Source organism: Campylobacter sp. LMG 17559, from assembly GCF_024723605.1.
Taxonomy (GTDB): Bacteria; Campylobacterota; Campylobacteria; order Campylobacterales; family Campylobacteraceae; genus Campylobacter_D.
On record NZ_JANQCZ010000002.1, the window covers coordinates 1 to 25,962 of the forward strand.

Sequence of the window (25,962 nt, forward strand, 5' to 3'; positions counted from 1 at the left end):
CAGGGTGATACAACATCAATATATCTTATAAGGTATGACAGTAGATGTTTTTGTTATTAAGTATAATATTTTGTGATTTATTTGAAGAAAATTTAGGGATATAAGCATAGCCACTAATGGGATTTATAATAATGCATATATGCTCATTTTGATTATTAGATAATCTTATAATGCAATCATTATTAAAAGAAGCAAGTTTATCATAAACACGTGTAGCATTTTTTAAAGGTGTATATAAACGACCATAACCATCAAAAACTAAACGCGTACTTCCTTTACAAGCACCTTCAAACAAAACTTTAGATATGCCATAAGTTTTTTCTATATTATATTTTAAATTTGCTTTGAAATCATTTTGATTTATCACTCCACTTTGACCTGAGTTCATTAATATATCTGGATTGATAAGATCAACAGCTATTTCTCTGTCTTTATTGATCATATTTTTACCTATGTTTGCATTGCCATCGCCGTTTTTATCTAAAAAAATGGTATAGGTTTGTTCATTATTAGTGGCAGATTTTGAGCGTATAAAATACAGCTGCCATTTAGCCTTAAACCACTCTCGTTTAGCAATATTAAATTCTTTAACTCTAAAATCATTTTGCATTAAAGCTAAATGTCTTGTGTATTTAATATCATTTAAAACTTGCTCAGCCCCCAAGCGCAAATAATCAGGTTTATAATAAACATAAGCCATAGAAAATAATAAGGATAATACTATACAAACAAAAACCAGTTCTATTAAAGTAAAAGCTTGTTTCATTTTATAAAATAATATACTTTATGCTTACCTAAACTAACATAGATTTTACTAGCTTTTTTACTAGAATGAAGTTCTAGCTTACCTTTGGAAATACCATAAAATTTAAGTCTTAAGGCTAGTTCTTTATCTTGTGTAGCAATATGTGTGAGATTGTGTTGTTTTAAATTTAGAACTAATTCTTTAGCTATGTGATAATCATAGGCAAAATGTTTTTTAGGATCTTTTAATAAATAATAAAAACTTTGATTAAAAATAATACCAAGATAAAAAAATAATAAAAATATCAAAGAACATTCTATAAAAATTTTATGTTTTAGGCGCAATTGTGGCATTCTTGAGCGATAAGAAGACATTAAATAGCGAATCAACAAAGGCGTACAAACCACACAAAAAGGTAAAAAATCTTCTAAAAAAAGTCTTTGTCTTATAGAAAAAATTAAGCAAAAAACAAAAGTACTTGCACTAATAAACCATAAAAGTGGCTTATCATCTTGTAAAAGAATTCTGTAAACAACATAAAAAAAATAAAGAAAAATCAAAGGCGAAAAACAAGCTGCAAAAATACCCAAAGTATCCAAAAAATACCCCTTAGGCTTTCCACTTGCATCAAATCCATAAACACTCATTGCGATAGCAAATAAAATCAAAGAACATATAATAAGTAATTTATCTTTTTTATAAATAGCAAAAAAGAAAAAAGATAAGTATAAAATTGCAAAATTTCCATCTACAAAAAGAACTAAAACCAATAAAATATAAAATAAAAATATTTTCTTATATTCAAATAATACTAAAATCAAAAGTGTAAAAAATATCACAATACTTGATTCATTAATAAGTAAAGCACTAGCTACACTACCAGGGAGCAATATAAAAAGCACCACAGAAATAAAAGCATCAAAAGAAGTTTTGGTGTATCTTAAAGCTAAAATGTATAATAAAACACAGCTTAAAGAGTGCAATAAAACAAAAGGAAGTCTTAATCCAAAGTCATTTTGACCAAAAAGAGTGGTGCCTAATCTAGCGATCATAGCAATTAAGCTATGATCATAAAAATAAATTTGTGCTTCGTTATAGCTTATAGATAAAGTGCTTATGCCATACAATAAAGCACAAAAATCAAAAAATAAAACGGCTAGCAAATACCTTTTCATTTTTGATTAGTCAAGTTTTACAGGTCCATTACTTGCGTGAGATTGTAAAAATCTTAAAATTCTATCTTTTTCTACATCAGTAATTTTTGCAAACCCTTGCATAGCAGATAAGTATGCATCCCATTCTTCCATTAAATGTTCTTTTGGTTTATGTGCTGCATGACAACTTGTACAAGTATCATAATAAGTTAATTCTATCTCATCCCAAGCAAGAATTTCTTGATCGGTTAAATCTTTACTCTTAACTAAAAATTCCATTTCATTGCTTGCATTTTTAGCATTTAAAGTAAGCAAAAGATAAATTCCATCTTTAGTATAAGCAAGACTTTTTGGATTTGTCTCCACAACCTCGCCTTTAACTTTAATCAAAGAATATTCACCCTCTTCTTTTATAAGCTCTACTTTAGAGCCTTCATAAATTTGCCCTACCACTTTTTTACTAGCACTATCTAAAAGATCTACTTTTTCATTAAAAATAAACATATCTTTAGCAAATAAAGCACTAGCTAAAAAAGTCAATACTAATATAATCTTCTTCATTATTAAGCTCCTATAATTTCTGGTGGTGTAGTTGAGTTATAAGGTTTTATAACTTCTTTTAGCTTTTTAATACCCACTAGACAAGTATTAACACTAGTTGCTTGAGCCATAGTTGAAGTTGGTCTTGAACTTGTTAAAACATTTACATGACCTGCATTGCATCTTGGCTTGCTATCGCTTACATCTTCAGGGTCATACCAAGCACCCTCTTGGATACTAATAACCCCTTCCATAATATTATCTGTTACAAAAGCCCCTGCTAAAAGTGATCCACGATAGTTATATACTTCTACAACTTCTCCGTGTGTAATGCCAAGTTTTTTAGCATCATTTGTATTAATCATCACAGGCTCTCTACCTTGAATTTTATACAAATCTCTTACCCAAGTATTATCAAGCTGAGAATGCACTCTATATCTTGGGTGTGGGCTTAACAAATGGAAAGGATATTTTTTAACTAATTTTTCATTACCTAACCACTCAGCTGGTTCAAACCAAGTTGGATGTGCTTTAAAGTCTTCCAAGTTATATTTTTCAAATTTTGATGAATAAATTTGAATTTTTCCACTTTCTGTTGCAAGTTTATTTGCCACAGGATCAGCTCTAAATTCGGAGTGTCTTACAAAGTTATAAGCTTCTTTTGGAGCTTCAAAATGAATAAATCCTTGTTTCCAAAAATCAGCAAATTCCATATAATAAGGACAATCACTTCTGCCATAAAAACCTTCAAGCCATTGTTGTTTTGTTTTATTTCCGGTGAATTTTTTATGCTCTCTTTCACCTATTCTTTTTGCCAATTCTTCAAAAATATCATAATCATTTCTACTTTCAAAATAAGGCTCAATTACTTTTTTCATAGCATAAACATAATCTTGAGAATAAGAACCACCAAAACTAATATCATCTCTTTCTAAAGTTGTAGTTGAAGGCAATACAATATCAGCCATTTTTGCCATAGGCGTCCACCAAGGCTCATGTACGATTAGCGTATCAAGAGTTCTTAAAGCTTTGATAAGCTCATTTGTGTCCGGATGATGACCCAATACAGAAGCACCTACTACATACATAAGTTTGATTTTTGGATAGGTAATTTCTTTACCTTTAAACTTAACTGTTTTGCCTGGATTTAATATTGCTTCTGAAATTCTACTTGCAGGGATATTAGTATCAAGATTATTTTTACCTTGCGGTAAACCTACTGGCAATCTTACACCTGAAAATGCTTGTCCGCCACCTGAATAGTGCATTGAAAAACCAAATCCACCACCAGGTAAACCCACTTGACCTATCATTGAAGCTAAAACCATTAAAGTCCAATCAGCTTGTTCGCCATGGTGCGCTCTTTGCATAGCCCAGTTACCTGCTAAGAAAGTTCTATTTTTTACAAAAGTATCTGCTAATGCGGTAATAACTTTTTCTTCAACACCGGTAATATTTGCAGCCCAAGCTGGAGTTTTATCAATACCATCAGTTTTTCCAAGTAAATAAGGTAAGAATTTGTCAAAACCATCAGTGTATTTTTCAATAAATTTTTTATCATATTTTCCACTTTTATATAAATAATTCATCATACCAAGCATTAAAGCTACATCGGTATTTGGACGAATTTTAATCCACTGAGCATTTAAAATCTCTGCTGTTTGAGTGTATTGAGGATCAATACTAATAAATTTGATATTTGATTTGCTGTATTTTTTATAATACTCATCATTACCACGATTTGCAACTTTAAAGTCAATTTGATTACATTTATAAAGATCAGCTCCCCATAAAACATAAACTTGGGTATTTTCTAAAATAACCTCATGAGAAGTTTGTAAAGAATAAACTTCTAAATCCCCTACTATACTAGCATTAACCTTACCAGCAGCTCCATTACTATACTCTCCATCAGTGCCGATGTGACCACCTAAAGCTGTATTAAAAAATCTTCCTGCTACTGAGTTACAATTGTGCAATAAACCTACATGCCCCCAAGCACCATAACTTGCATTAAATAAATTTTCAATAGGAGTTTCTTTTAATTTTTGCAATACAAGCTCTAAAGCTTTTTCCCAGCTTACTCTTACAAAAGGTTCTTTACCTCTTAATTTAGGTCTTTTTTTACCTTCTAAGAAACTTTTTCTAACACAAGGATACTTTACCCTAGTATCTGAATAAGTTCTATCAATGATAGCATCAGTGATAATAGAAGGATGTTTGTCAGATTGTTGTGGTGTAACTTTTACAAGTTTTCCCTCTGAATTTACTTCAGCCCAAAAAGCACCAAAGTGAGTAGCGTGAGGAATTTTTTTAGTATCATAAAATTTAGTTCCCTCACTTGCAGCTACTAAAGGATTAACCGAAGCAATCGCTGAAGTAGCAGCAAGTCCTTTTAGAAATTTTCTTCTTGTTAAACTCATAAGACATCCTTTCTTAACAAAATAAAGTCAATATATATTATAGCATTTGTATTTGATTTAAAGCTAAATTTTAATACTCCAAAAAAAGTCAATCCACTCTTTAGCTTCTTTTATATAAAACTCAGGGATTAATAATGCTGAAGGTTTATAAAAAACACTTGCTACTTTGAGTTCTAAATGAGGATATTTTTTCATTAAAACTCTTTTGATTTCTATCATAGTTTCACCACTATCTATAATATCATCTATCAAAAGAACTTTTTTATATGAACTAAGATCAGGGATATTAAAAATTTTAATCGTATCTAGTTTTTGAGTGTCTTCATAATGAATGGAATTTAAAGAAAATAAATTTCTATTACCCATACCTTCTGCTAAAAAATGACCCAAAGTCATACCACCTCTTGCAATGGCAAGTAACACATCTGGATTAAATTCTTCCTTAATTTTACGCATAAAAGGGATAATTTCTTTTTGAAATTCTTCATAAGCATAATAATACATAATCACTTCCTATAAAAATTGTAATAAAAATACTAATAATGAAATCGCACTTAATACAATAATACCAAGATTAATTTTATCAAATTCTTTTTGCATAATACGCATAAATAAATATGCAATAAATCCAAAAGCAAAACCTGTGGTAATAGAATAAGTCAGTGGCATCATGATGATAATAAAAAACGCACTTACTGCTATAGCTTTATCTTTAAAATTAATATTTGCAACTTCCATAAACATTAAAACACCAACAAGTACCAAAATAGGATAAATAGAATTTGCAGGAATGGCTTTAAATACTGGCAGTAAAAATAAAGTAAAAACAAAACATATAGCAGTAACTAAAGCTGTAAGTCCTGTCCTACCTCCTGCTTCTACCCCTGCTGAGCTTTCTACAAAAGCAGTTACAGTAGAAGTTCCAACAACCGCCCCCATAGCCGAACTTGCTGCATCAGCGCCCAAGGTTTTACCTAATTTTTTCTCACCTTGCTTTGGATCATCAAATATTTTTCCTCTTGAGCCTACACCTGTGATTGTACCCACGCTATCAAAAAGCTGAGTAACAAAAAAAGTAAGTACTATAGGAATCATACTAAGCTCTAAAGCTCCTTTAATATCAAGCTTACCAAATATAGCACTTAAACCATTATCTCCACTAATAACTGGTAAAGATAAAAGTTGCTCAGGAAATTTAGCTCCATCAATACCAAAAATCCAAGCACACAAAGCACTTACAAAAACAGCTAAAATAAACGCAGCTTTAATCCTCCAAGCCCAAAAAACAAAAACCAAAAACAAACCAAACAATCCAAAAAGCACTTTAGTGCTTGAAAAATCGCCCAAACCCACTAAAGTTGCTTCGCTTTTGGTGATAATCCCCATTTGCACAAGCCCCATAAAAGCTATAAAGGTTCCAATACCTGCTGATATGGCTTTTCTTAAATCATTTGGTATGCTTTTTATCACCCAAATTCTAAAATTAGTAAAAGATAATAAAGTAAAAACAATACCCGATAAAAACACAGCTCCCAAAGCACTTTGCCAAGGAATTTGATAGGTATTACACACGCTAAAAGTAAAATACGCATTTAGCCCCATACCCACACTCATAGCCACAGGAGTATTAGAAAAAAAAGCACTAAAAGTAGTAGCTATAATAGTTACTAAAGCAGTTGCAACAATTAAAGCTTCTAGTGGCATACCTGAATTACTCATAATATTTGCATTAACTGGTATAATATAAATCATTGCTAAAAAAGTAGCAATACCTGCATAAATTTCAGTTTTTACATCACTATTATGTTCTTTAAGTTTAAAAAAATCCATTTTTATCCTTAATAAGTTTTTAATTCATTATACAAACTATCTCGTTCTATTGCTATATAGCCTGAGCTTTGAATCATTTCTATAAAAGTTTTTAAACTCAAGCCATTTGAACTTTTTGCCCCACCTGCACTTTGTATGCTTTCTTTTTCTATAGTACCATCTAAATCATTTGCACCAAAATCTTGAGCTACCATAGCTAAATTTATACCCATGGTTGCCCAATAAGCTTTAATATTTTTAATATTATCAAGCACTATCCTTGCTATAGCTAAGGTTTTTAAAATTTCTACTGAGCCAAGTGGTTTTTTACCTGTAATAAAACTATTATCTTGTTGCCAAACCAAAGGAATAAAAGCATTAAAACCACCAGTTTGATCTTGAAGATTTCTCAATCTTATCATATGATTAATTCTATTTTCTCTACTTTCTATATGCCCAAAAAGCATTGTGGCGTTACTTTGTCTGCCTTTTTCATGCCAAAGTTTGTGAATTTTCAACCAATTTTCACTACTTACTTTACCATGACAAATTTTTTTTCTAATTTCTTCATCAAAAATTTCAGCCCCACCACCTGGCATAGAATCAACACCGTATTCAAGCATTTTTTCTATCACTTCTTCATAGCTCATATTAAAAGCCCTGCTTAAAAAATCAATCTCAGCAGCAGTTAAGGCTTTAATATGTAAAAATGGATATTTTTCTTTAATCATTTTAAAAATTTCCAAATACCACTGCCATGAAGTGTTTTTATTATGTGCTGAAACGATATGAATTTCTTTTGTATCTCTTAAAACTGTTTCATCGACTATTTTCATTATCTCTTCGTGCGACATAGTATAAGGATTAGGATTTTTCCTGTGTGCTGAAAAAGCACAAAATTTACAAGTATCTGCACATATATTTGTAGGATTAATATGGCGATTGATATTAAAATAAACCTTTTTACCATGCAAATTAGTTCGAATTCTTTGTGCGTATTTGCCTAAAGTAAAAAGCTCTAAATCCCAAAGCTTGTTAGCTTCTTCTTCATTTAATCTTTCTTGATTTTCTAGTTTTTCTATAATTGTTTGCATATTCTTACCATTTTTTAAATTTAAATTACAATTATAATTTTAACTTACTTAAAATTTAATACAAAGTATTTTTGGTATGATACTAGTAAAATTAAATAAGGATTATTATCAAGTTATGGATATACAAAAAATTCAAAAATTAAAAAATTCTTTAAAAGATTATGAAGCTTATTGTTCTAGACTTTTTTTAAAACAAGGCTCGTTTAGTTTTTATCACTCTAAAGAAATTGATCGTTTTATAGAAGATGTTTACGAGCTTGTTTTGAATGATTTTTTTGATGATTATTTTCCGCATAATGATAAATTCCCTTTTTGTATTATCGCTATTAAACAATATGCTAAAATGAATTTAAGTATAAAAGAAAATGTTGATTTATTACTTATTTATAAAGATATAAAAGCTTACAATATCAAGCCTTTAATGAAAGCATTTATTACTTCATTAAATGATATTAATTTAAATATCAATTATCAAATTTGTGAAATAAATGGACTTTATAATATAGCTAAAAACGAGCTAAAACAAAATATTTTACAATATCGTTATATTTGCGGATCTAAAATTTTATTCAAACAAATCAAAGAAAAAATTTCTCAAGCTCAAGATGAATTAAAAGAAGAATTTGCTTTAAAAATCTTGCAAGAATTTAACCCTTATCATCAACCTTTAATCAAGCAAGAATTTGATATTAATAAAAATTTTGGTGGTTTAGATGAGCAACTTGATATAGAAAATTTAAGTATATTATTTAAAGATTCTCCTAAAAATTATATGCTTAATTTTATCAACGAAAAAGAATTAAGCGAATTTAAACTTGCAAGTGATTTTTTATTTTCACTTAAATGTGCAATGAATCTTTTAGAAGGTAAAAACACTAATTTATTTTTAATACAAAATTCACAAGAACTTGCTAACTTAATGCAAAAAAAAGAAAAGAAAAATTTAGATCTTAAATCCATACTTATTCAAAAAGCTATGCAATGTATGCAAACTTGTGGAATTTATACGCAATTTTTAGCAAGGTGTATCCAAGAAAAACACTATAAAGATAATGAACTTTATGAAACACAAAATAGCTTTTTTACTTATTCTAGTAAGAGTGAAAACCTAAACTCGATATTAAATCAACTTTTAAAATTAGATGATAAAGATTATAATTTTGATATCAAACTCATTTTTACACTAAGAAGAGCAGAAAATAAAGATGAAAATTTAGAATTATTCAAGAAAATTTTAGAAAGAAAGCATTCTTTTGCTCTTTTAAAACTTCTTGCTGATGCTAATATTTTAAAAGATTTTTGCAAACCTCTTACTCAAAGTAAATTTTTACTCGAAGAAGAAGGTGTTTATAGTGCATTAGATAGAGCATTACTTTGCTTAAAATACTTTGAAGAAAAAGATTATGACTTTGATGAAAATACACTTTTAATAATAAAACTCACCATACTTTTAAGTGCTATTCATGAAGAAAATGAAATTTCTTTAGCAAATATTTACAGAGCTTATGTAGGAAAATTCCAAGTTGATAGTGAGCTTTTAGATTTTGGCTTAAGATTATATAAAAATTTTAATGCTTTTAAAGACATTATAGAAAAAGAAGATATTTATAATTCTACTATTGTTTTAAATTTTATTTCCAAATTAAATGATATAAATACCTTAAAAACCTTACATCTTTTATCTTTTTGCAATGCTAAAGCTTTGGGTATAGAAAATCATTTTTATTATAAAAGTTTAGAAAGATTATTTCAAAATGCATTAGAAGGCTTTGAGGATGAGAATTTAATTGATGAGAGCCAAAGAAGAGTAAAAAAAGAACAAACCCTAAAAAGAAGTAAGGCTTTTTTAGATCTTGATGAACAAACTCAAAATAATATTACTCATATTAAATCCAATTTATTTTTTATAAAAAATAGTTTTGAAAAAATCATTAAAATAACGCAAATTACACAAAAAGAAAATTTTACTTTTTGGCTTGATAATCAAGATAATTTTACCCTAGAGCTTATAATGAATAGAAAAAACAATCTTGAAAATATACTCAATACTTTAAGTTCTTTGAATTTAATCTTTATGAGCTTCTTTGAATTATTTGATGAAAAAGTTTATTTGAAATTTGAATATTCAGATATAGTAAGCGATACTCAAAAACAAAGTTTAGAAAATTTACTAAATTCTAAATTACATTTAAAAGTACAAAAAAAGGCAAAAAAACCAAACATTAAAAAAGATGAATTAAAATTAGATATGAATTATTCCAAAAGCTATGCCAAAATAACCTTAAACACAAAAGATCAAAAAGGTTTAATGGCTTATGTGATGGATGTGCTTGCAAGATATGATATTATCTTAAGCGCAGCAAAAATTCAAACCATAAAAGAAAGAACGCGAAATGTTTTGATTTTGCATAAAAACGAAAGCTTGCAAGATCATAAAGATCAAATTCTTAAATCACTAATAAGCGAGTAAAAGATGTGTGGAATAGTAGGATATATAGGGACCAAAGAAAAGAAAAAAATCATATTAGAAGGCTTAAAAGAGCTTGAGTATAGAGGTTATGATAGCGCTGGCATAGCAGTAATGAAAGATGGAGAGTTAGACTTTTTTAAAGCGGTTGGAAAATTAGAAAATTTAGCTAATAAAACTGCTAATTTTAATAGTGATGGCTTTGGACTTGCTATAGGCCATACGCGTTGGGCAACCCATGGAAAACCAACTGAAATAAATGCTCATCCACATTTAGGACAATACTCTTGCGTAATACATAATGGAATCATAGAAAATTACCAAGAATTAAAAACAAAACTCACACAAGAAGGTATTAATTTTCTAAGTCAAACTGACACTGAAGTTATTGTACATTTATTTGAATACTATGCAAGCAATTTAGAACCATTTGAAGCTTTTAAAAAAACTATAGCTGAACTAAAAGGTGCTTTTGCAATCTTACTTGTGAGTAAAAAAGATCCTAATACAATTTATTTTGCTAAAAATGCTGTGCCACTCATCATCGGAAAAAATGGCGATGAAAATGAATATTATTTTGCATCAAGTGATGCGCCTTTAGTTTCTTTAGTGGATAAAGTAGCTTATCTTGAAGATGGGGATTATGGATATGTGAATTTAAACGAATGCAAAATTTGCCATGATCAAGCTTGCATACAACCTGCTTTTGTAGCTTTAAGTCAAGATAAAAGTTATGCTCAAAAAGATGGTTATAGATTTTTTATGGAAAAAGAAATTTATGAGCAAAGTAGAGTTTTAGGCGAAGTTTTAATGGGACGCTTACAAGGTGAGCAGATTGTTTTTGAAGATATAGATGAAACTCTTTTGCAAAACATAGATGAAATAACACTTTGTGCTTGCGGCACAAGCTATCATGCAGCATTAAGTGGGGCTTATTTGCTTGAAAGACTTGCAAAGATTAAAACTAAAGTTGAAGTAGCAAGTGAATTTAGATACAGAGAAGCCATTATAGGCAAAAATACTCTTTTTATAGTAATCTCTCAAAGCGGTGAAACGGCTGATACACTTGAAGCTTTAAAAATAGCAAAAGCACAAGGAGTTAAAACTTTAGCAATATGTAATGTGGATAATTCTAATATCGTGCGTTTAGCTGATATATCATTACTTACTAGAGCGGGCATTGAAAAAGGTGTGGCTTCAACTAAAGCTTTTGCCACTCAAGTAGCAACTTTATGGATGCTTGCAATCTATCTTGCACAAAAAGCAAATTTAGATATGGGTAAAGAAATCAAAGCTCTAAGAAGCTTGCCAAGTATAGTTAAAGTTGAACAAAACTTGCATGAAAAAGTACACAGAATTTCAAAAAGATACCTACATGGCCATGGCTTTTTCTTTATAGGAAGAGATGTATTTTATCCACTAGCATTAGAAGGGGCTTTAAAATTAAAAGAAATTTCATACTTGCATGCTGAAGGATATCCAGCAGGTGAAATGAAACATGGGCCTATTGCTCTAGCAGATAGCGAGCTTTTTACCGTTGCACTAATGCCGCAAAATTGCCTTTATGAAAAAACCAAATCAAATGTAGAAGAATTAGCTGCAAGGGATTCTACCCTACTTGCTATTTCTCCACTTGATTTTGATTTAAGCGATGATTTTATAAGAACTTCAAAACAAGAACACTATATGTGTGAATTTTTTGAAATGATGGTGATCTTACAGCTTCTTGCCTTAGAAGTTTCTATAAGACTTGGTAATGATGTAGATATGCCAAGAAATTTAGCAAAAAGTGTTACCGTAGAATAAATATTTTGTGTAGTTTTGAAAAAACTACACTTTTTTAAAAAATTTTATAAATACTTCTTAAATTATAAGCAAACTTTAGGGTTTATTTGGTTTAAATATCATATCTTATTTTATTACAAGGAAAAGCCATGGAATATAGAATCGAACACGATACTATGGGAGAGATTAAAGTTCCTAATGATAAATATTGGGGTGCACAAACTGAAAGAAGTTTTGAAAATTTTAAAATTGGTTGTGAAAAAATGCCAAAAGTTTTAATTTATGCTTTTGCAAATCTTAAAAAATCTTTGGCTTTAGTTAATAACAAACTTGGCAAATTAGACGATGCTAAAAAAGATGCTATTGTGCAAGCTTGCGATGAAATCGTAGCAGGAAAATTTGACGATAATTTCCCACTAGCAATATGGCAAACAGGTTCAGGCACTCAAAGTAATATGAATATGAACGAAGTTATAGCAAATCGTGCTACTGAAATTATGGGTGGTGATTTTAGAAAAGAAAAACTTGTTCATCCAAATGATCATGTAAATATGAGCCAAAGCTCAAACGATACCTTTCCAACTGCTATGAGCATAGTTTCAGTAGAACAAGTAGAAAAAAAACTTATCCCTGCTTTAGATGAGCTTATTGCGACTTTTGAAAAGAAAGTAAAAGAATTTGAAGGGATTATTAAAATAGGAAGAACTCACCTTCAAGATGCTACACCACTTACCCTAGCTCAAGAATTTAGTGGATACCTTTCTATGTTACTTCACTCAAAAGAGCAAATCATCGCTTCTTTACCTACATTAAGAGAGCTTGCAATAGGTGGGACAGCTGTTGGCACAGGATTAAATGCTCATCCAGAACTTAGTGAAAAAGTAAGCGAGGAATTAAGCAAGCTTTTAGGCACTAAATTTGTTTCAAGTCCAAATAAATTCCATGCACTAACAAGCCATGATGCAATTAATTTTACCCATGGAGCTATGAAAGGCTTAGCTGCAAATTTAATGAAAATAGCAAATGATATTAGATGGCTAGCAAGTGGCCCTAGATGTGGTCTTGGAGAGTTAAACATACCTGAGAATGAACCAGGAAGTTCCATCATGCCAGGTAAGGTTAATCCTACTCAGTGTGAAGCCTTAACTATGGTTGCAGTACAAGTTATGGGAAATGATGCAGCTATTGGTTTTGCAGCAAGCCAAGGAAATTTCGAGCTTAATGTTTTTAAACCTGTGATTATTTATAATTTTTTACAAAGCCTTGATTTATTAGCTGATGCTATGCATTCATTTAATATCCACTGTGCTGTTGGCATAGAGCCAAATAAAGAAAAAATAGATCATAATTTACATAATTCTTTAATGCTAGTGACTGCATTAAACCCACACATTGGTTATGAAAACGCAGCTAAAGTAGCTAAAAATGCTCACAAAAAAGGTATTTCTTTAAAAGAAAGTGCTATGGAGCTTGGCTTGGTAAGTGAAGAAGACTTTGCTAAATTTGTAGATCCTACAAAAATGATAGGACCAAAAAAATAATCAAAAGACTAGGAATAATCCTAGTCTTTTCTTAAGGGTTAGTATGATTTATGAAAATGATTATTTATTTATAGAAAAAGAAAATTCTCAAATTCCTTGGGTAAAAATTTTTACTAAAGAAAATTACAGAGAATTAAGTGATTGCCCAGCCTTTTTGCAAAATATGCTTTTTCAATATGTTTTAGCTTGTGAATTAAGCCTTAGAGAGCACTATAACCCAGAAAAAATCAACATAGCTTCCTTTGCAAACTATGTACCAAGAGTGCATTTTCATGTTATGGCACGTTTTAAAGAAGATGGGTTTTTTCCTGAATGCATGTGGGGAAAACAGCAAAGAGAAATTAAGGATTTAAATTTACCTGACTTTGAAGGATTTATATCAATTTTACTTGAAAAAATAAAAAATATTCATGTTTAAAAAATTTATTAATTCTAGCTATATAGCTTTATTACATCATCCACTTGGAGTTATTTTTTATTTATGTTTTTGGTTTTTTGTAGCATTTTTTTATAATTCATATCAAACTAGTATTTTTTTACTTTTAACCCTATTTATAATTTTTTGTGAAACATTCACTGAATCAAAAAGCAATTTAATACAAAATTATAAAAGTTTGAAAAATTTATGGGTTGGATTTTTTGGGCTAATTTTTTATATATTTTTAAATTTTATTTTTAAAGATGGTATAGAAAATTATTTAATATTTTTTACTAATAATTCTTTGTATATTTCCTTAACAACAGCTCTTATAGCTTTAGTATGTGCAAGAAAATTATATGATTTTAATTATTTTCATCATTTTTTAGCTGCCATTTCTTTTAGTATAAGCTTTTGGTTCATTTTTGGTATATTTTTGGCTATATTTTATGGTTCATTTGATTTTTTATTTGATATTTCTTCAAGCATGTTAGATTCTTGTGTTTTATCATTATGGCTTTGTAGTGCTGGAATTTTTTCTTTATTTTTACTTGGCAATTTTACTTCATACAATTTTCATAAAATTTTTGTTTTTATACTAAATACTTTTAGTATTTTATATATAATCATGCTTTTTACCTATGGTTTAGGAGCATTATTTAATCTTTTAGAAAATCTTAGTATAGTTCATTTATGTCTTTGGTTTGGTAGTTTTTTATTAATTAATCTTTGGATAAATTTATCTTTTTATAAAATCAAAAAATCATTACTTTATGCCTTTTTTATTGTGGTACTATCACTAAATATTTTCGTATTTTATGCTATTATAATTAGAATTACACAATATGGCTTTACGCCAGAACGCTTAGCAGTATTAGCTTTAAATTTATGGCTTTTGATTGCAAATTATCTAAGCGTGTTTAAACAAAAAATAGCATTAAAATTTTCTTTTTATCTACTTGCACTTATGGCGCTATTTTTAGGATTTTTTGCAAATTACATAAGCTTCTCTTCACAAAAATATCAATTGCAAAAATTAGAAATCTCTATACATTCTTTAAATCTTGACTATATTCAAAGCAGGCAATATTATAATCAAATTAAAAGTATCAAAAACACCTTGCATAATCTTAATAAAAATTATAACAACAATTATAGTTTTGATGATTTTTTAAAAACTTATAATTTAACTCATTTAAAACCACAAAAGATAGAATTTCACAATATGTCCAAAAAATTTCATCCAAAATACTCCAAATTAAAAGAAAATTATGATGAAGTATTATTTGATTTTGTTGCTAATTCAAGCGACTTTAAATATTTTATGAAGATTGATGATAATACCTTATATTTTTTACTTCAGGAAAAAGAACTTTTAAAGCTTGAAAATTTTGACAAAATCTTAAAAAATTATCAGAAAAATTCACAATTAAGCTACAAACTTAGCAATAACTCGTCTTTGATTTTTATCCCTTTGGAGTTTGACATTAATATAAAAGGTCAAATAACTTTTTTTAAAACTCATATTTTCATTAAAAACACCAAATAGACTTTATTTATGCAAATTTTCAAATCTACACAAATAATAAATCATACAAAGCTTAATTCCAAATTTGCCACCATTTTTTATTTTGCTGTTTTAATTTTTGCATTAAAATATTTTGATTTTTTAATGCAAATTCATTTTCTTCATCAAGCTTTAATAATTCTTTAGTACACTCTAAAGCTTGCTTGTATTCTTTTAGCTCTTCTAAACACTGAATTTTTCCCACCAAAGCATCAGTATTTTCTTTTGTTATCTTTAAGCAATCTTCATAACATTGCAATGCATCATGAAAATCACCTAAATTTCTTAAACACTCTGCCTTATAATAATGTGTCCAATTTTGACTTTCATCTAAATTTAAAGCCATATTAAGATATTTTATAGCTTCTTTAAAATCTTGCGAATACACTTTAACTGCACCCATAAAATGATAACACTCATATGATTTTGGTTCAAGCTCACTTGCTTTTTTTGCCGCTTCAAAGCTTTCATCATATTTTCCTAAAAAGCTTAAAATTTGTGCTTTTTCTATCCAATACTCCCCAATATCATCACTTATTTTTAAGCATTCATTGATATCTTTTAAGGCTTCATTATATTTTTCAAGATTTCTTTTACATTTTGCTCTATGAAAATATGATTCATCATCTTCTTCATTACTTAAAATCACACTATCGTAACATTTTATAGCTTCTTCAAACATATAAAGATCTTCATAACAAAGCCCCTTATAATACTTTGCTCCATTATGGTTTTTATCAATTTTTAAAGCCTTATTTAAATCTTCTATAGCTTCTTCTTCTAAGCTTAAATTATATTTAGCAATTCCTCGCCAAAAATAAAGTTTAAAATTATTTTTATCCACCTTATGCGCTGCATTACAATAAGCTATTAATTCTTCATAAGATTCAAGTTCTTTTGCACAATATGCTCTTTCAAACAATACATCTTTTAAATCAATATAATCTTTATATGTTTTTATAAGCTCATTGTATTCATCCATAGCTTCTTGAAATCTTTCAAGCTTGCTTTTGATCCAAGCTCTTTGAGAAAGAGAATTAACATAATCTTGAGTATTATTTTGCTTTTTATAATATTTAACAGCTAATTCGCTATCTTCTAAAGCTTCCTCATATTTTTCAAGATCAGATTTTAAATAAGCCCTATTAAAAAACACATCAGGATATTCTTTTTGATATTTCAAAGCTTTTTCATAACTTATCAAAGCTTCATCATATTTGTCTATTTCATATAAACTATTACCCAAATGATAAAAACCATAAGGAACTGCTTGTTCAAGTTCTGCCAATTCTGATGGAGTAAAATCATGCTTTCTTGCTCTTTCTTGATAATATTTAGCTGCTAAGTCAAAATCTTCTATAGCCTCTTCAATCATTTTTAGGTTAATTTTAGTATTGCCTCTATTAATATATGCTTGAGCGTATTCTTCATAAAGCTCAATTGTTTTATCATAATATTTCAAAGCTTGTTCATAATCTTTTAGATCATACAAAACTCTAGCTAATGCAAAACATGGATATTGTAAATTTTCATCTAATTCAATTGATTTTTTAAAAGCATCTATTGATAATTCTATCTTTTCTAGATCTTTATAAATATGTCCCAAAATCAAATATGCCATTGCGTTTTCATTGTCTAATTCAATAGATTTTAAACAATCTTGCAAAGCTCCTTCTAAATCATCAACCTTGCGTTTATTATTAGCCCTTTTATAATACGCATCAGCAAAACTCTCATCTTGCTCAATCGTCTTAGTAAAAAATTCTATAGCTTTTTGATAATCTTCCAAATTCTCACAAGCTACACCTTGATAATAAAAAATCTGCGAGGATTCAAATCCTAAATCTTGAGACTTTTTAAAATCAATCAAAGCTTGTTTTGGATCAACACTAAGCAAAGTAATGGCTCTAGTATAATAAGCCATATAATATTCTGGAGCCAAATCAATACAAGTTTGCAAATCTTTTAAAGCTTTTGTGTGCTCATCTAAAAGTATATAAACTCTAGCCCTATTAAAATATGCTAAATAATATGCATTATCCAGTGCTATAGTTTTATTAAAAGCCAAAAGTGCTTCTTGTAATAAATCTAATTTAAAATTACATAGACCCAAAAGATTAAATAAAAATACATTACTAGGATCAAATTCTACAGCTATGGTTGCATCTTTAAGTGCTTCTTGAAATTTCAAACAATTAAATCTACAAAGCGCTCTATTATGGTAAGCTTCTAAAAGCAAACGATGTTTGTCCTCATCATCTATAAAAATCATTTTACCATCTTGAGCAAGCGTAACTTCGCCTTTACAAAAAGCTATAAGCTCACTTAAAACCTCATCACATTTTTCAAATTCTGAATTTTCAAAATATTCTTTAGCTAAATCTGATAATTCAGTGATTAGATTATCCAAATCTTAATCCTAATTTTGATTTTCTTTGTTTAAACTTTTTAAAAATTCTTCTATATTATATTTTGCCCTATAAGTTTCACTCATTAAGTGAATCAAAATATCTCCCAAATCAAGTACAGTCCATTCTTCACTACTTTCTATATTTAAAAACTCTTCACCCTTACTTTTAAGATTAGTTTTTAAATCATCAATCAAAGAAAGCGCATGTCTTTCTCCCATAGTAGTAGCAATCACTACAAATTTAACAAAATAATCTTTATCTTGCATATCAAAAGTTTCTATTAAATCTGCTTTTTTATCATCTAAAATCTGTACTATATTATTAATTCTTTCTTGCATTATTTTCCTTTTGTTAAATATTTTTAAATTTAGAATAATAAAGCTTAACTTCTTCTTTGATTTGCTCACAAACTTGTGATGTTTGCAAGGTTTCTCTTATAAAAGAAGAAGAAATATCTACTTTAGTATCTAAGGTTTTAAAATGTTTTGGTATAAAAATACCATCTCTTTTAGCTACAACAAATTCTACCAAATTTTGTAATCTTTCAAATTCATGCCATTTTTCAAGACTTTGTAAATGATCAGCTCCCAAAATAAGATAAAATTTAGAAATTTCATATTGTTTATACAAAAAATCAACACTTTCTATACTAGGCACAGGTCTTTGCTTTTTTATTTCAAAATCACAAATTTCAACTTTTTCCAAACCTCCCCAAATCATCTCACACCATTTTAAGCGTCTTTGCTCATTTGCGGTAAATTCTTGCTTAAAAGGACTAATAAAAGTGGGCATAATAATGAGTTTATCAAGCTCTAAATTTGCTAGTGCATTAAAGACTATAGCATTATGCCCTAAATGAGGTGGATCAAAACTGCCACCAAAAAGTGCGATTTTCATTAAAATTTAACCTTTTTTTAGTAGAATTTTACCTACTTAATCATAAAAAGGAAATGAAAATGGCCGTAAAAGTTGCAATAAATGGTTTTGGACGCATTGGAAGATGCGTTGCAAGAATTATTATGAAACGCGATGATATCGAACTTGTAGCGATTAATGATACTACTGATATAGAGCTTACCAAATATCTTTTCAAATATGACACCGTTCATGGGGTATATGATGGTAGTGTTGAAAATGATGGTGATGATTTAATAATTGATAATAAAAAAATAAAAGTTTTAAAAAGTAGAAATGTAGCTGATTTAGACTTTGCAAAATATGGTGCACAAATTGTTTTAGAATGTACTGGTGCACACTTAACTATGGAAAAATGTCAAGGATTTTTAGATCATGGGGTGCAAAAAGTTATCATGAGTGCACCCGCAAAAGATAAAACTCCAACTTATGTTTTAGGGGTAAATGCTCACGAGTATAAAGGCGAAAACATCATCTCAAACGCAAGTTGTACTACTAACTGCTTGGGTCCAATTTGTAGAGTTTTACAAGATAATTTTGGCATAGAAAAAGGTTTAATGACAACTATTCATGCATATACAAACGGGCAAAGCATTATTGATGCAAAAGCAAGAGATAAAAGAAGATCACGTGCTGCTGCACAAAATATCATCCCTACTTCAACTGGTGCAGCAAAGGCTATGAAGCTTGTTATGCCTGAGCTTGATGGAAAATTACACGGTCAAAGCATGCGTGTACCTGTAGCTGATGTATCAACTGTGGATTTAACTGCAACTTTAAAGAAAAAAGTAAGTAAAGAAGAAATCAACGAAGCCTTTAGAAAAGCAGCTGCTAGCAATTTAAAAGGTATATTATTAGTAGATGATGAAGAAAGAGTTTCAAGTGATTTTATAACTTGCTCTTATGGTGCGATTGTAGCAAGTGATTTAACTCAAGTTATTTGTGATGATTTTGTTAAAGTGGTTGCTTGGTATGATAATGAATGGGGGTATTCTTCTCGTTTGGTAGATATGGCAGTATTTGTAGCAAAGGCTTAAGATGAGTAGTATTTTATCGATTAAAGATATTGATCTTGTAAAGAAAAAAGTATTTATTAGATGTGATTTTAATGTTCCTCAAGATGAGTTTTTAAATATCACTGATGATCGTCGTATTCGCTCGGCTATCCCTACTATAAGATATTGTTTAGACAATGGCTGTGCAGTTATTTTAGCTTCACATTTAGGACGTCCAAAAGAAATAGCTTCAAAATACTCTTTAGAGCCGGTTGCAAAAAGACTTGCACGCTTAATGTCTAAAGAAGTCATTATGGCTAAAGATGTTATAGGTGAAGATGCAAAGAAAAAAGCTAGCGAATTAAAATCAAGTGAAATTTTGCTTTTAGAAAATTTACGTTTTGAAAAGGGTGAAACTAAGAATGATGAAAACTTAGCCAAAGAACTTGCTTCTATGGCTGATGTTTATATTAATGATGCTTTTGGGGTTTGCCATAGAGCCCATGCTAGTGTTGAAGCTATTACAAAATACTTTGATAATGCAAACAAAGGTGCGGGATTTTTACTCCAAAAAGAAATCGAATTTGCAAGCAATCTTATCAAACACCCTGCACGTCCTTTTGTAGCTGTAGTAGGTGGCTCTAAAGTAAGTGGGAAATTGCAAGCTTTGACTAACTTACTTCCAAAAGTAGATAAGCTCATCATAGGTGGAGGTATGGCCTTTACTTTCTTAAAAGCTCAAGGTTATGATATAGGAAATTCTCTCTTGGAAGAAGATTTAATTGAAGAAGCGAATAAAATCTTGCTCAAAGGTAAAAATCTAGGGGTGAAAATTTATCTTCCTGTGGATGTTACAGCAGCACAAACTTGCTCTCAAGAAGCAGTGATGAAATACACTCCTGTGCAAGAAATTCCTGCGGGTTGGATGGGACTTGATATAGGTCCTGCTAGTGTAAGATTGTTTAAAGAAGCACTTTCTGATGCTCAAACTATATGGTGGAATGGGCCTATGGGAGTTTTTGAAATCGATAAATTCTCAAAAGGTAGCATTAAAATGAGCCATTATATTAGCGAATCTCACGCAACAACTGTAATAGGTGGTGGTGATACTGCTGATGTTGTAGCAAGAGCAGGTGATGCTGATGAGATGACTTTCATTTCAACCGGTGGTGGAGCATCATTAGAACTTATAGAAGGAAAAGAACTTCCTGGTGTAAAACCTTTGATCATAAAGGATAATGAATGATTTTTGCAGCAAATTTAAAGTGTAATCATACAAGATCAAGCTTTGAACTTTACGCTCAAAAATTAAACCAAAACTTAAACAAAGAAGATGAAATTTTCATCTTCCCTCCTAGCATAGCTTTCTTAAAAGACAATTTTTCATTTCAACAAGGCGCGCAAAATTTCTACCCTTGCGAAAATGGAGCATATACTGGAGAAATAGGTAAAATTCACTTAGAAGAATTTAATATCAAAAGCGTTTTAATAGGCCATTCTGAAAGAAGAGCTTTAAAGGAAGATGAAAGCTTTTTAAAGGCTAAATTTGACTTTGCAAAAAATCTTGATTTTAATATCATTTATTGCATAGGCGAAAGCTTAGAAACTAAAAAAGCTAACAAAAGCTTGGATTTTTTAAAAAAACAAATTGAAAATATTGATCTATCTTATAAAAAACTTATCATAGCTTATGAGCCTATTTATTCTATAGGTACAGGAGTTAGTGCTAATCTTGATGATATCAACACTATACTTAATTTCTTAAGAGAATTTACTAATGCTAAGCTTTTATATGGCGGAAGTGTTAATCAAAGCAATATTAAAGAAATTTGTGCTTTAAAAAATTGCGATGGAGTATTGATAGGTTCAGCTGCATTAAATGCAAATGATTTTTTAAATATGATACAAATAGCTAAAGGTTAAAAAATGTCTTTGGACAATGAAGAATTAAAAAGCATATTAGAGCATAAAATCGCTCTATTAGAAAACTCTCGCAAAGAAGAAAAAAATATCTCATTAGAGGCTGTAAATTCTATCATTAAAATTTTAGGCTTACCAAATGAATTTAGCCCTTTGGCGCATAGATATTTTCAACTTCACACCCCACCTAGTCTCATATGGCTTCATTTAAGTGAATGCACAGGGTGTAGCGAGAGCTTACTTAGAACTTCATTGCCAGATTTTTTGGATTTAATTTTTGATTTTATTTCCTTAGAGTATCATGAAACCTTTATGAGTGCTAGCGGACATCAAGCAGAATCACATTTAGAGGAAGTTTTAGAAAAAAAAGATTTTCTTTTAGCTGTTGAAGGTGGAGTTTGTGCTATAGATCCTTTTTATCTAACCATAGGAGCACATGGTGAAAATGGATATGAAATTTTACAAAAATGTGCTAAAAATGCTAAAACAATCTTTGCTATGGGAACTTGCTCAAGCTATGGAGGAATTCAAGCTGCACATCCAAATCCTACCAAAAGCATAGGAATTTCTAAAGTCTTAGAAGAAAAAGTAATCAATATACCAGGTTGTCCCCCAAGTGATGTAAATATCATCGCAGCACTTTGTTTTTACATATTATTTGAGCAAGATATGGCCTTAGATGAGCAAAATAGACCTTTAGCCTTTTATGGTAAATGCTTACATGATTTATGCGAAAGAAAAGCTAAATTTGAAGCAGGAAATTTTGCTCAAAGTTTTGATGATGAAAATATAAAACAAGGTTATTGTCTTTTTAAAGTAGGTTGCAAAGGACCTTATGCTTATAATAATTGTCCTAAGGTTAAATTTAACTCCAAAACCTCTTGGCCGGTAGCTGCAGGACATGGATGCATTGCTTGTAGTGAAGAAAATTTTTGGGATGATTTTGGTTTTTATGAAAAACCTATGAGTAATGAATTTGCTTATAATGATTTTTCTATTATATTAGATGATAAAATAGTCCATAATAGTTCTATCAATGAGCTTAATTCAAATAATATTTTACTAGATTTAGAAAGTGATACTAGTGGGATTTTTTATCAAAATGATACAAAGATTAATTTTTTAGATTTTAGTTTTGAAGCCAATCCTAAAGTTTTCTTAAATAATTTTGCAAAAACCAAAATGGCTATGACTTTAGTGCAAAATTATCAAGAGCAATTTAAAACATATTATGATTTTATACAAGAAAATTACGATAATGAAAGCAAAATTAGTAATAATATCTTAGATTTATTTTATTTTATATATCCATTTATTAGTGGAAAAAAATTAAACCATTTAGATGAGTTTTTAGATCTTGCTTTAGCTTATAAGTTTAAACATCCTAGCAAATTTGATTTTAAAATCACAATTAATGAACAAGCAAAACTTGATGTTTCTAAATCAATGCGCATGCCTTTAATTTATATTCTAGGTGGCTTAGATAAAGAAGCCATTGCCTTTGGATTGATTTTTTCTTTAAAAGAACATTTAAAACAAGCTCTAAAAGCATGCAAAAAGACACATAACAAAGAGCAAATTTTAATATGTGCAAAAAACGAAAAATTATTAAAATTATTTTGGGATTTAACGAGCATTTAAAGACTTAATGCTAAAATATTTATCTCCCTAAATATTTGAAATTTGCAAAGTGCAAAACTTTGCAAATTTATTCAAGATTTGGTTATTTTGACGATATAACCTTATCTTTACTTGAAAGGAAAAGCTATGCAAATTTCTAGCTACAATTCTCAAAATTTTTCTATGGATATTAAAACAAAAAATGGCAATCATCTTTCTTTTTCTATGTATGATAAAAAAGAAGCAAAATTAGATAAAGATGGAAATTCAGCATCTTTGAGTTTAAGAAATCAATTTGGTTTTTCATTTTCATATAGTGGAACTAAACTTTCACAAGAAGAAATTGAAGAAATAAAAGAAGCAGTAGCCAAAGTACAACCTCAAATCGATGAGTTTATGAAAAACTCAAGAGTTGGAACCTTAAAACCAAAAGAGCTCATTACCACTGCAATGAAAATTGGCGATGCCTTACCTGAATCAAAAAATGAAGAACATAAAAAGGCTACTTTACATGAGTTATTTAACACCATGGATAAGAGTTTAAACAAAGAAATAAATAAAACTGATCTTGAAGATATTAAAAAACAAATTTTCCAAGATAGCACTAAATTACTAGAAGAAATTTGGGAACAATATAACAAACAAAAAGAACAAAAAGAAGAAGACAATAAAGAATTTGGATTTTATGCTTAAAAAAGGAAATAACATGGAAGTAAAAGATATTTTAAAAAGCATGCTAGAACTCCAGCAAAAACTAAATGATGATACCAATGGTATAGGATGGGAAAATGGCTATACGAAAGAAGGTAAATTGATTAGTTTTAGAAGATGTATTTATATGGAGTGTGCTGAGCTTATTGATTCTTTTGCTTGGAAACATTGGAAAAGCATACACACTCCTGCAAACTGGGACAATGTGCGCATTGAAATAGTGGATATATGGCATTTTATTTTAAGTTTGATTTTAGAAGAATACAAAGAAAAACAAATAGATGATAAAAATTTCATAGCAGAGGAAGTTTCTTCTGTAACTTTTTTTGATGACTTTTGCAAAGAAACTTCTAATCCCAATGAAGCAGATATCTATGGAATTTTAAATGATATTGAGCTTATTATCCACAAATGCAGTGGTTTTGATTATGATTTAGGTGAACTTTTGAGTGCATATTTTGTTTTAGCTAGAAAATGTGGTTTAAATTTCTTTGAGCTTTATAAAACCTATATTGGAAAAAATATATTAAATCAATTTAGACAAGAAAACGGCTACAAAGAAGGCACTTATAAAAAAACTTGGAATAGCACAGAAGATAACGAAGTTTTAAATCAAATTTTAAAAGAAACACTAGATTATAAAGAAATCTATCAAAAACTTCAAGATGCTTATAAGCAAATTAAATGAATATACTATACCTAAGCTTGCAAGATTTTCTTAGCAAGCCTTTTTTAAAATTCTCAACTTTGCCTTTTTTAATCAGCTTGGTTATTTTTGCCCTGCTAGTATATTATAGTTATGATGTATTTTTTTCTTATATTGAAGATGTGGTTAGTGGCTCTTTTATGGCTTGGTTTTTTAGTTTTTCTATAGTGCAATTTTCACTTGCATTTTTAAGCGCTATAGGAGGATTTTTTATAGTAGTATTTGCCTCTGTATTTTTTACTATGTTTATAATTTCCTTTTTAACTCCTTATATAGTCAAAAAAATCAACCAAAAATACTATAACCATTTCAAACAAAGAGAAGTAAATTCTTTAGAAATTTTACTTAAAACATTCAAATTTTTACTCATCTCATGCGTATTATTTGTAGTAGCTACTTTCTTGTTAATTATACCTTTTGTTAGCGTTGTGATTTATTATGGAGTATTTTATTATTTATTTCACAAACTTTTATTGCTAGATGTATTAAGCAATGTCTTAGATAAAAACAATTTTGATGATTTTTATAAAAATTCATCACCATTATACTTTAAAATTATCACCTTAGTCTTTTTTGCTTTATCAAGCATACCTTTGCTTGGTTTATTTTTACAAGTATTTTATGTAATCTTCTTAACTCACTTAAGTTATCAAAAAATTTTAAAACTTAAAGCCAATAACAATGGATGAAAGAATTAAAAAATTTATCCATTCACAAAAACTTTTAAATTTAAGTATGCTTGATGAGGATGGTGGAGTATATTGCGCAAGCTGTTATTATGCTTTTGATGATAAAAATTTAGCTTTAATTTTTGCTAGTGAAGAACATACTAAACATATTCAACTTGCCTATAAATCCCCTAAAGTAGCAGTTAATATAGCGCTAGATACAGATATTATTAATCTTATTAAAGGAGTGCAAATCAAAGCTCTTTTTCAAAAAGCCACCAAAGAGCAAGAAAGAATATACTATAAAAAATTTCCCTTTGCAAAACTTGCACAAGCTTGTATTTTCGCTTTAAATATACAATGGGCAAAATACACTGATAATAAAATTTTACTTTCCAAAAAATTAGAATTTTCTCTTTAAAATACTTTTAAAATATATTGTATTTTTAATAAAACCTAATATTATTTATAAA

23 protein-coding genes are annotated in these 25,962 nt (G+C 29.1%); 13 read left to right on the forward strand and 10 right to left on the reverse strand.

Translation table 11 applies throughout. The annotated features are described in order from the left end of the window. Positions 1-25 precede the first annotated feature (25 nt). The 7 genes from CAMP5082_RS00965 to mqnE form a co-directional block, all read right to left on the reverse strand. Positions 26-766: a pilus assembly FimT family protein gene (locus CAMP5082_RS00965; RefSeq protein WP_337205653.1), complete on the reverse strand. Its 741-nt coding sequence runs from the start codon at positions 764-766 to the stop codon at positions 26-28. Beyond that, entirely contained in the window at positions 763-1,920 is a 1,158-nt protein-coding gene (locus tag CAMP5082_RS00970) for a hypothetical protein (RefSeq protein ID WP_337205654.1), read from the reverse strand. Before CAMP5082_RS00970 ends, CAMP5082_RS00965 begins: the two co-directional genes overlap by 4 nt. Before the next feature lie 6 nt (positions 1,921-1,926). Then, positions 1,927-2,460 (reverse strand): hypothetical protein, encoded by a 534-nt coding sequence (locus CAMP5082_RS00975; protein WP_337205655.1) that lies wholly within the window; start codon positions 2,458-2,460, stop codon positions 1,927-1,929. Between the two features lie 2 nt (positions 2,461-2,462). After that, positions 2,463-4,862 (reverse strand): molybdopterin guanine dinucleotide-containing S/N-oxide reductase, encoded by a 2,400-nt coding sequence (locus CAMP5082_RS00980; RefSeq protein WP_337205656.1) that lies wholly within the window; start codon positions 4,860-4,862, stop codon positions 2,463-2,465. A gap of 63 nt (positions 4,863-4,925) precedes the next feature. After that, entirely contained in the window at positions 4,926-5,366 is a 441-nt protein-coding gene (locus CAMP5082_RS00985; protein ID WP_337205657.1) for a phosphoribosyltransferase, read from the reverse strand. A 9-nt stretch (positions 5,367-5,375) separates the two neighbouring features. Then, complete coding sequence (locus tag CAMP5082_RS00990; RefSeq protein WP_263678593.1) at positions 5,376-6,692, reverse strand: NCS2 family permease; 1,317 nt, start codon at positions 6,690-6,692, stop codon at positions 5,376-5,378. Between the two features lie 8 nt (positions 6,693-6,700). Further along, positions 6,701-7,765, reverse strand: a complete 1,065-nt coding sequence (gene mqnE / locus CAMP5082_RS00995) for an aminofutalosine synthase MqnE (protein ID WP_337205658.1) — start codon at positions 7,763-7,765, stop codon at positions 6,701-6,703. 115 nt (positions 7,766-7,880) lie between these two features. On the opposite strand from mqnE, the gene CAMP5082_RS01000 reads away from it, so the two are divergent. From CAMP5082_RS01000 to CAMP5082_RS01020, 5 genes are all read left to right on the forward strand, one after another. Next, positions 7,881-10,235, forward strand: a complete 2,355-nt coding sequence (locus CAMP5082_RS01000) for a nucleotidyltransferase (protein ID WP_337205746.1) — start codon at positions 7,881-7,883, stop codon at positions 10,233-10,235. Between the two features lie 3 nt (positions 10,236-10,238). Beyond that, entirely contained in the window at positions 10,239-12,038 is a 1,800-nt protein-coding gene (glmS, locus tag CAMP5082_RS01005; RefSeq protein ID WP_263702465.1) for a glutamine--fructose-6-phosphate transaminase (isomerizing), read from the forward strand. 128 nt (positions 12,039-12,166) lie between these two features. Next, on the forward strand, positions 12,167-13,558 hold the full coding sequence (gene fumC, locus CAMP5082_RS01010; RefSeq protein WP_139453887.1) for a class II fumarate hydratase: 1,392 nt from the start codon (positions 12,167-12,169) through the stop codon (positions 13,556-13,558). Between the two features lie 43 nt (positions 13,559-13,601). Next, positions 13,602-13,976, forward strand: coding sequence for an HIT family protein (locus CAMP5082_RS01015; RefSeq protein ID WP_337205659.1), 375 nt, complete (start codon positions 13,602-13,604; stop codon positions 13,974-13,976). A gap of 196 nt (positions 13,977-14,172) precedes the next feature. Continuing rightward, complete coding sequence (locus CAMP5082_RS01020; RefSeq protein ID WP_337205660.1) at positions 14,173-15,525, forward strand: hypothetical protein; 1,353 nt, start codon at positions 14,173-14,175, stop codon at positions 15,523-15,525. 52 nt (positions 15,526-15,577) lie between these two features. On the opposite strand, the gene CAMP5082_RS01025 is transcribed toward CAMP5082_RS01020, so the two are convergent. Genes CAMP5082_RS01025 through nadD form a run of 3 tightly spaced genes read right to left on the reverse strand, consistent with a single transcriptional unit; the run spans position 15,578 to position 18,851 of the window. Further along, on the reverse strand, positions 15,578-17,953 hold the full coding sequence (locus tag CAMP5082_RS01025; protein ID WP_337205661.1) for a tetratricopeptide repeat protein: 2,376 nt from the start codon (positions 17,951-17,953) through the stop codon (positions 15,578-15,580). A 9-nt stretch (positions 17,954-17,962) separates the two neighbouring features. Next, positions 17,963-18,292 (reverse strand): ribosome silencing factor, encoded by a 330-nt coding sequence (gene rsfS, locus CAMP5082_RS01030; protein WP_012661160.1) that lies wholly within the window; start codon positions 18,290-18,292, stop codon positions 17,963-17,965. 13 nt (positions 18,293-18,305) lie between these two features. Next, positions 18,306-18,851 (reverse strand): nicotinate (nicotinamide) nucleotide adenylyltransferase, encoded by a 546-nt coding sequence (gene nadD, locus CAMP5082_RS01035; RefSeq protein ID WP_039628047.1) that lies wholly within the window; start codon positions 18,849-18,851, stop codon positions 18,306-18,308. A gap of 59 nt (positions 18,852-18,910) precedes the next feature. On the opposite strand from nadD, the gene gap reads away from it, so the two are divergent. From gap to CAMP5082_RS01075, 8 genes are all read left to right on the forward strand, one after another. Continuing rightward, on the forward strand, positions 18,911-19,906 hold the full coding sequence (gene gap, locus CAMP5082_RS01040; RefSeq protein ID WP_039628046.1) for a type I glyceraldehyde-3-phosphate dehydrogenase: 996 nt from the start codon (positions 18,911-18,913) through the stop codon (positions 19,904-19,906). Position 19,907: 1 nt separating this feature from the next. Next, positions 19,908-21,110 carry a phosphoglycerate kinase gene (locus CAMP5082_RS01045; RefSeq protein WP_337205662.1) on the forward strand — a complete coding sequence of 401 codons (1,203 nt, stop codon included), beginning with the start codon at positions 19,908-19,910 and terminating at the stop codon, positions 21,108-21,110. Then, positions 21,107-21,787 (forward strand): triose-phosphate isomerase, encoded by a 681-nt coding sequence (locus CAMP5082_RS01050; protein WP_263663837.1) that lies wholly within the window; start codon positions 21,107-21,109, stop codon positions 21,785-21,787. Before CAMP5082_RS01045 ends, CAMP5082_RS01050 begins: the two co-directional genes overlap by 4 nt. A 3-nt stretch (positions 21,788-21,790) precedes the next feature. Next, on the forward strand, positions 21,791-23,425 hold the full coding sequence (locus CAMP5082_RS01055) for a hydrogenase small subunit (RefSeq protein WP_337205663.1): 1,635 nt from the start codon (positions 21,791-21,793) through the stop codon (positions 23,423-23,425). 126 nt (positions 23,426-23,551) lie between these two features. Beyond that, the gene (locus CAMP5082_RS01060) at positions 23,552-24,097 is read left to right on the forward strand and encodes an ATP-binding protein (protein ID WP_337205664.1); all 546 of its coding nucleotides are present in this window, start codon (positions 23,552-23,554) and stop codon (positions 24,095-24,097) included. Positions 24,098-24,110: 13 nt separating this feature from the next. Further along, positions 24,111-24,803, forward strand: coding sequence for a dUTPase (gene dut / locus CAMP5082_RS01065; RefSeq protein WP_337205665.1), 693 nt, complete (start codon positions 24,111-24,113; stop codon positions 24,801-24,803). Then, entirely contained in the window at positions 24,800-25,510 is a 711-nt protein-coding gene (locus tag CAMP5082_RS01070; RefSeq protein WP_337205666.1) for an EI24 domain-containing protein, read from the forward strand. Before dut ends, CAMP5082_RS01070 begins: the two co-directional genes overlap by 4 nt. Next, positions 25,503-25,910 (forward strand): pyridoxamine 5'-phosphate oxidase family protein, encoded by a 408-nt coding sequence (locus CAMP5082_RS01075; RefSeq protein ID WP_263663833.1) that lies wholly within the window; start codon positions 25,503-25,505, stop codon positions 25,908-25,910. Before CAMP5082_RS01070 ends, CAMP5082_RS01075 begins: the two co-directional genes overlap by 8 nt. Positions 25,911-25,962: the final 52 nt, after the last annotated feature.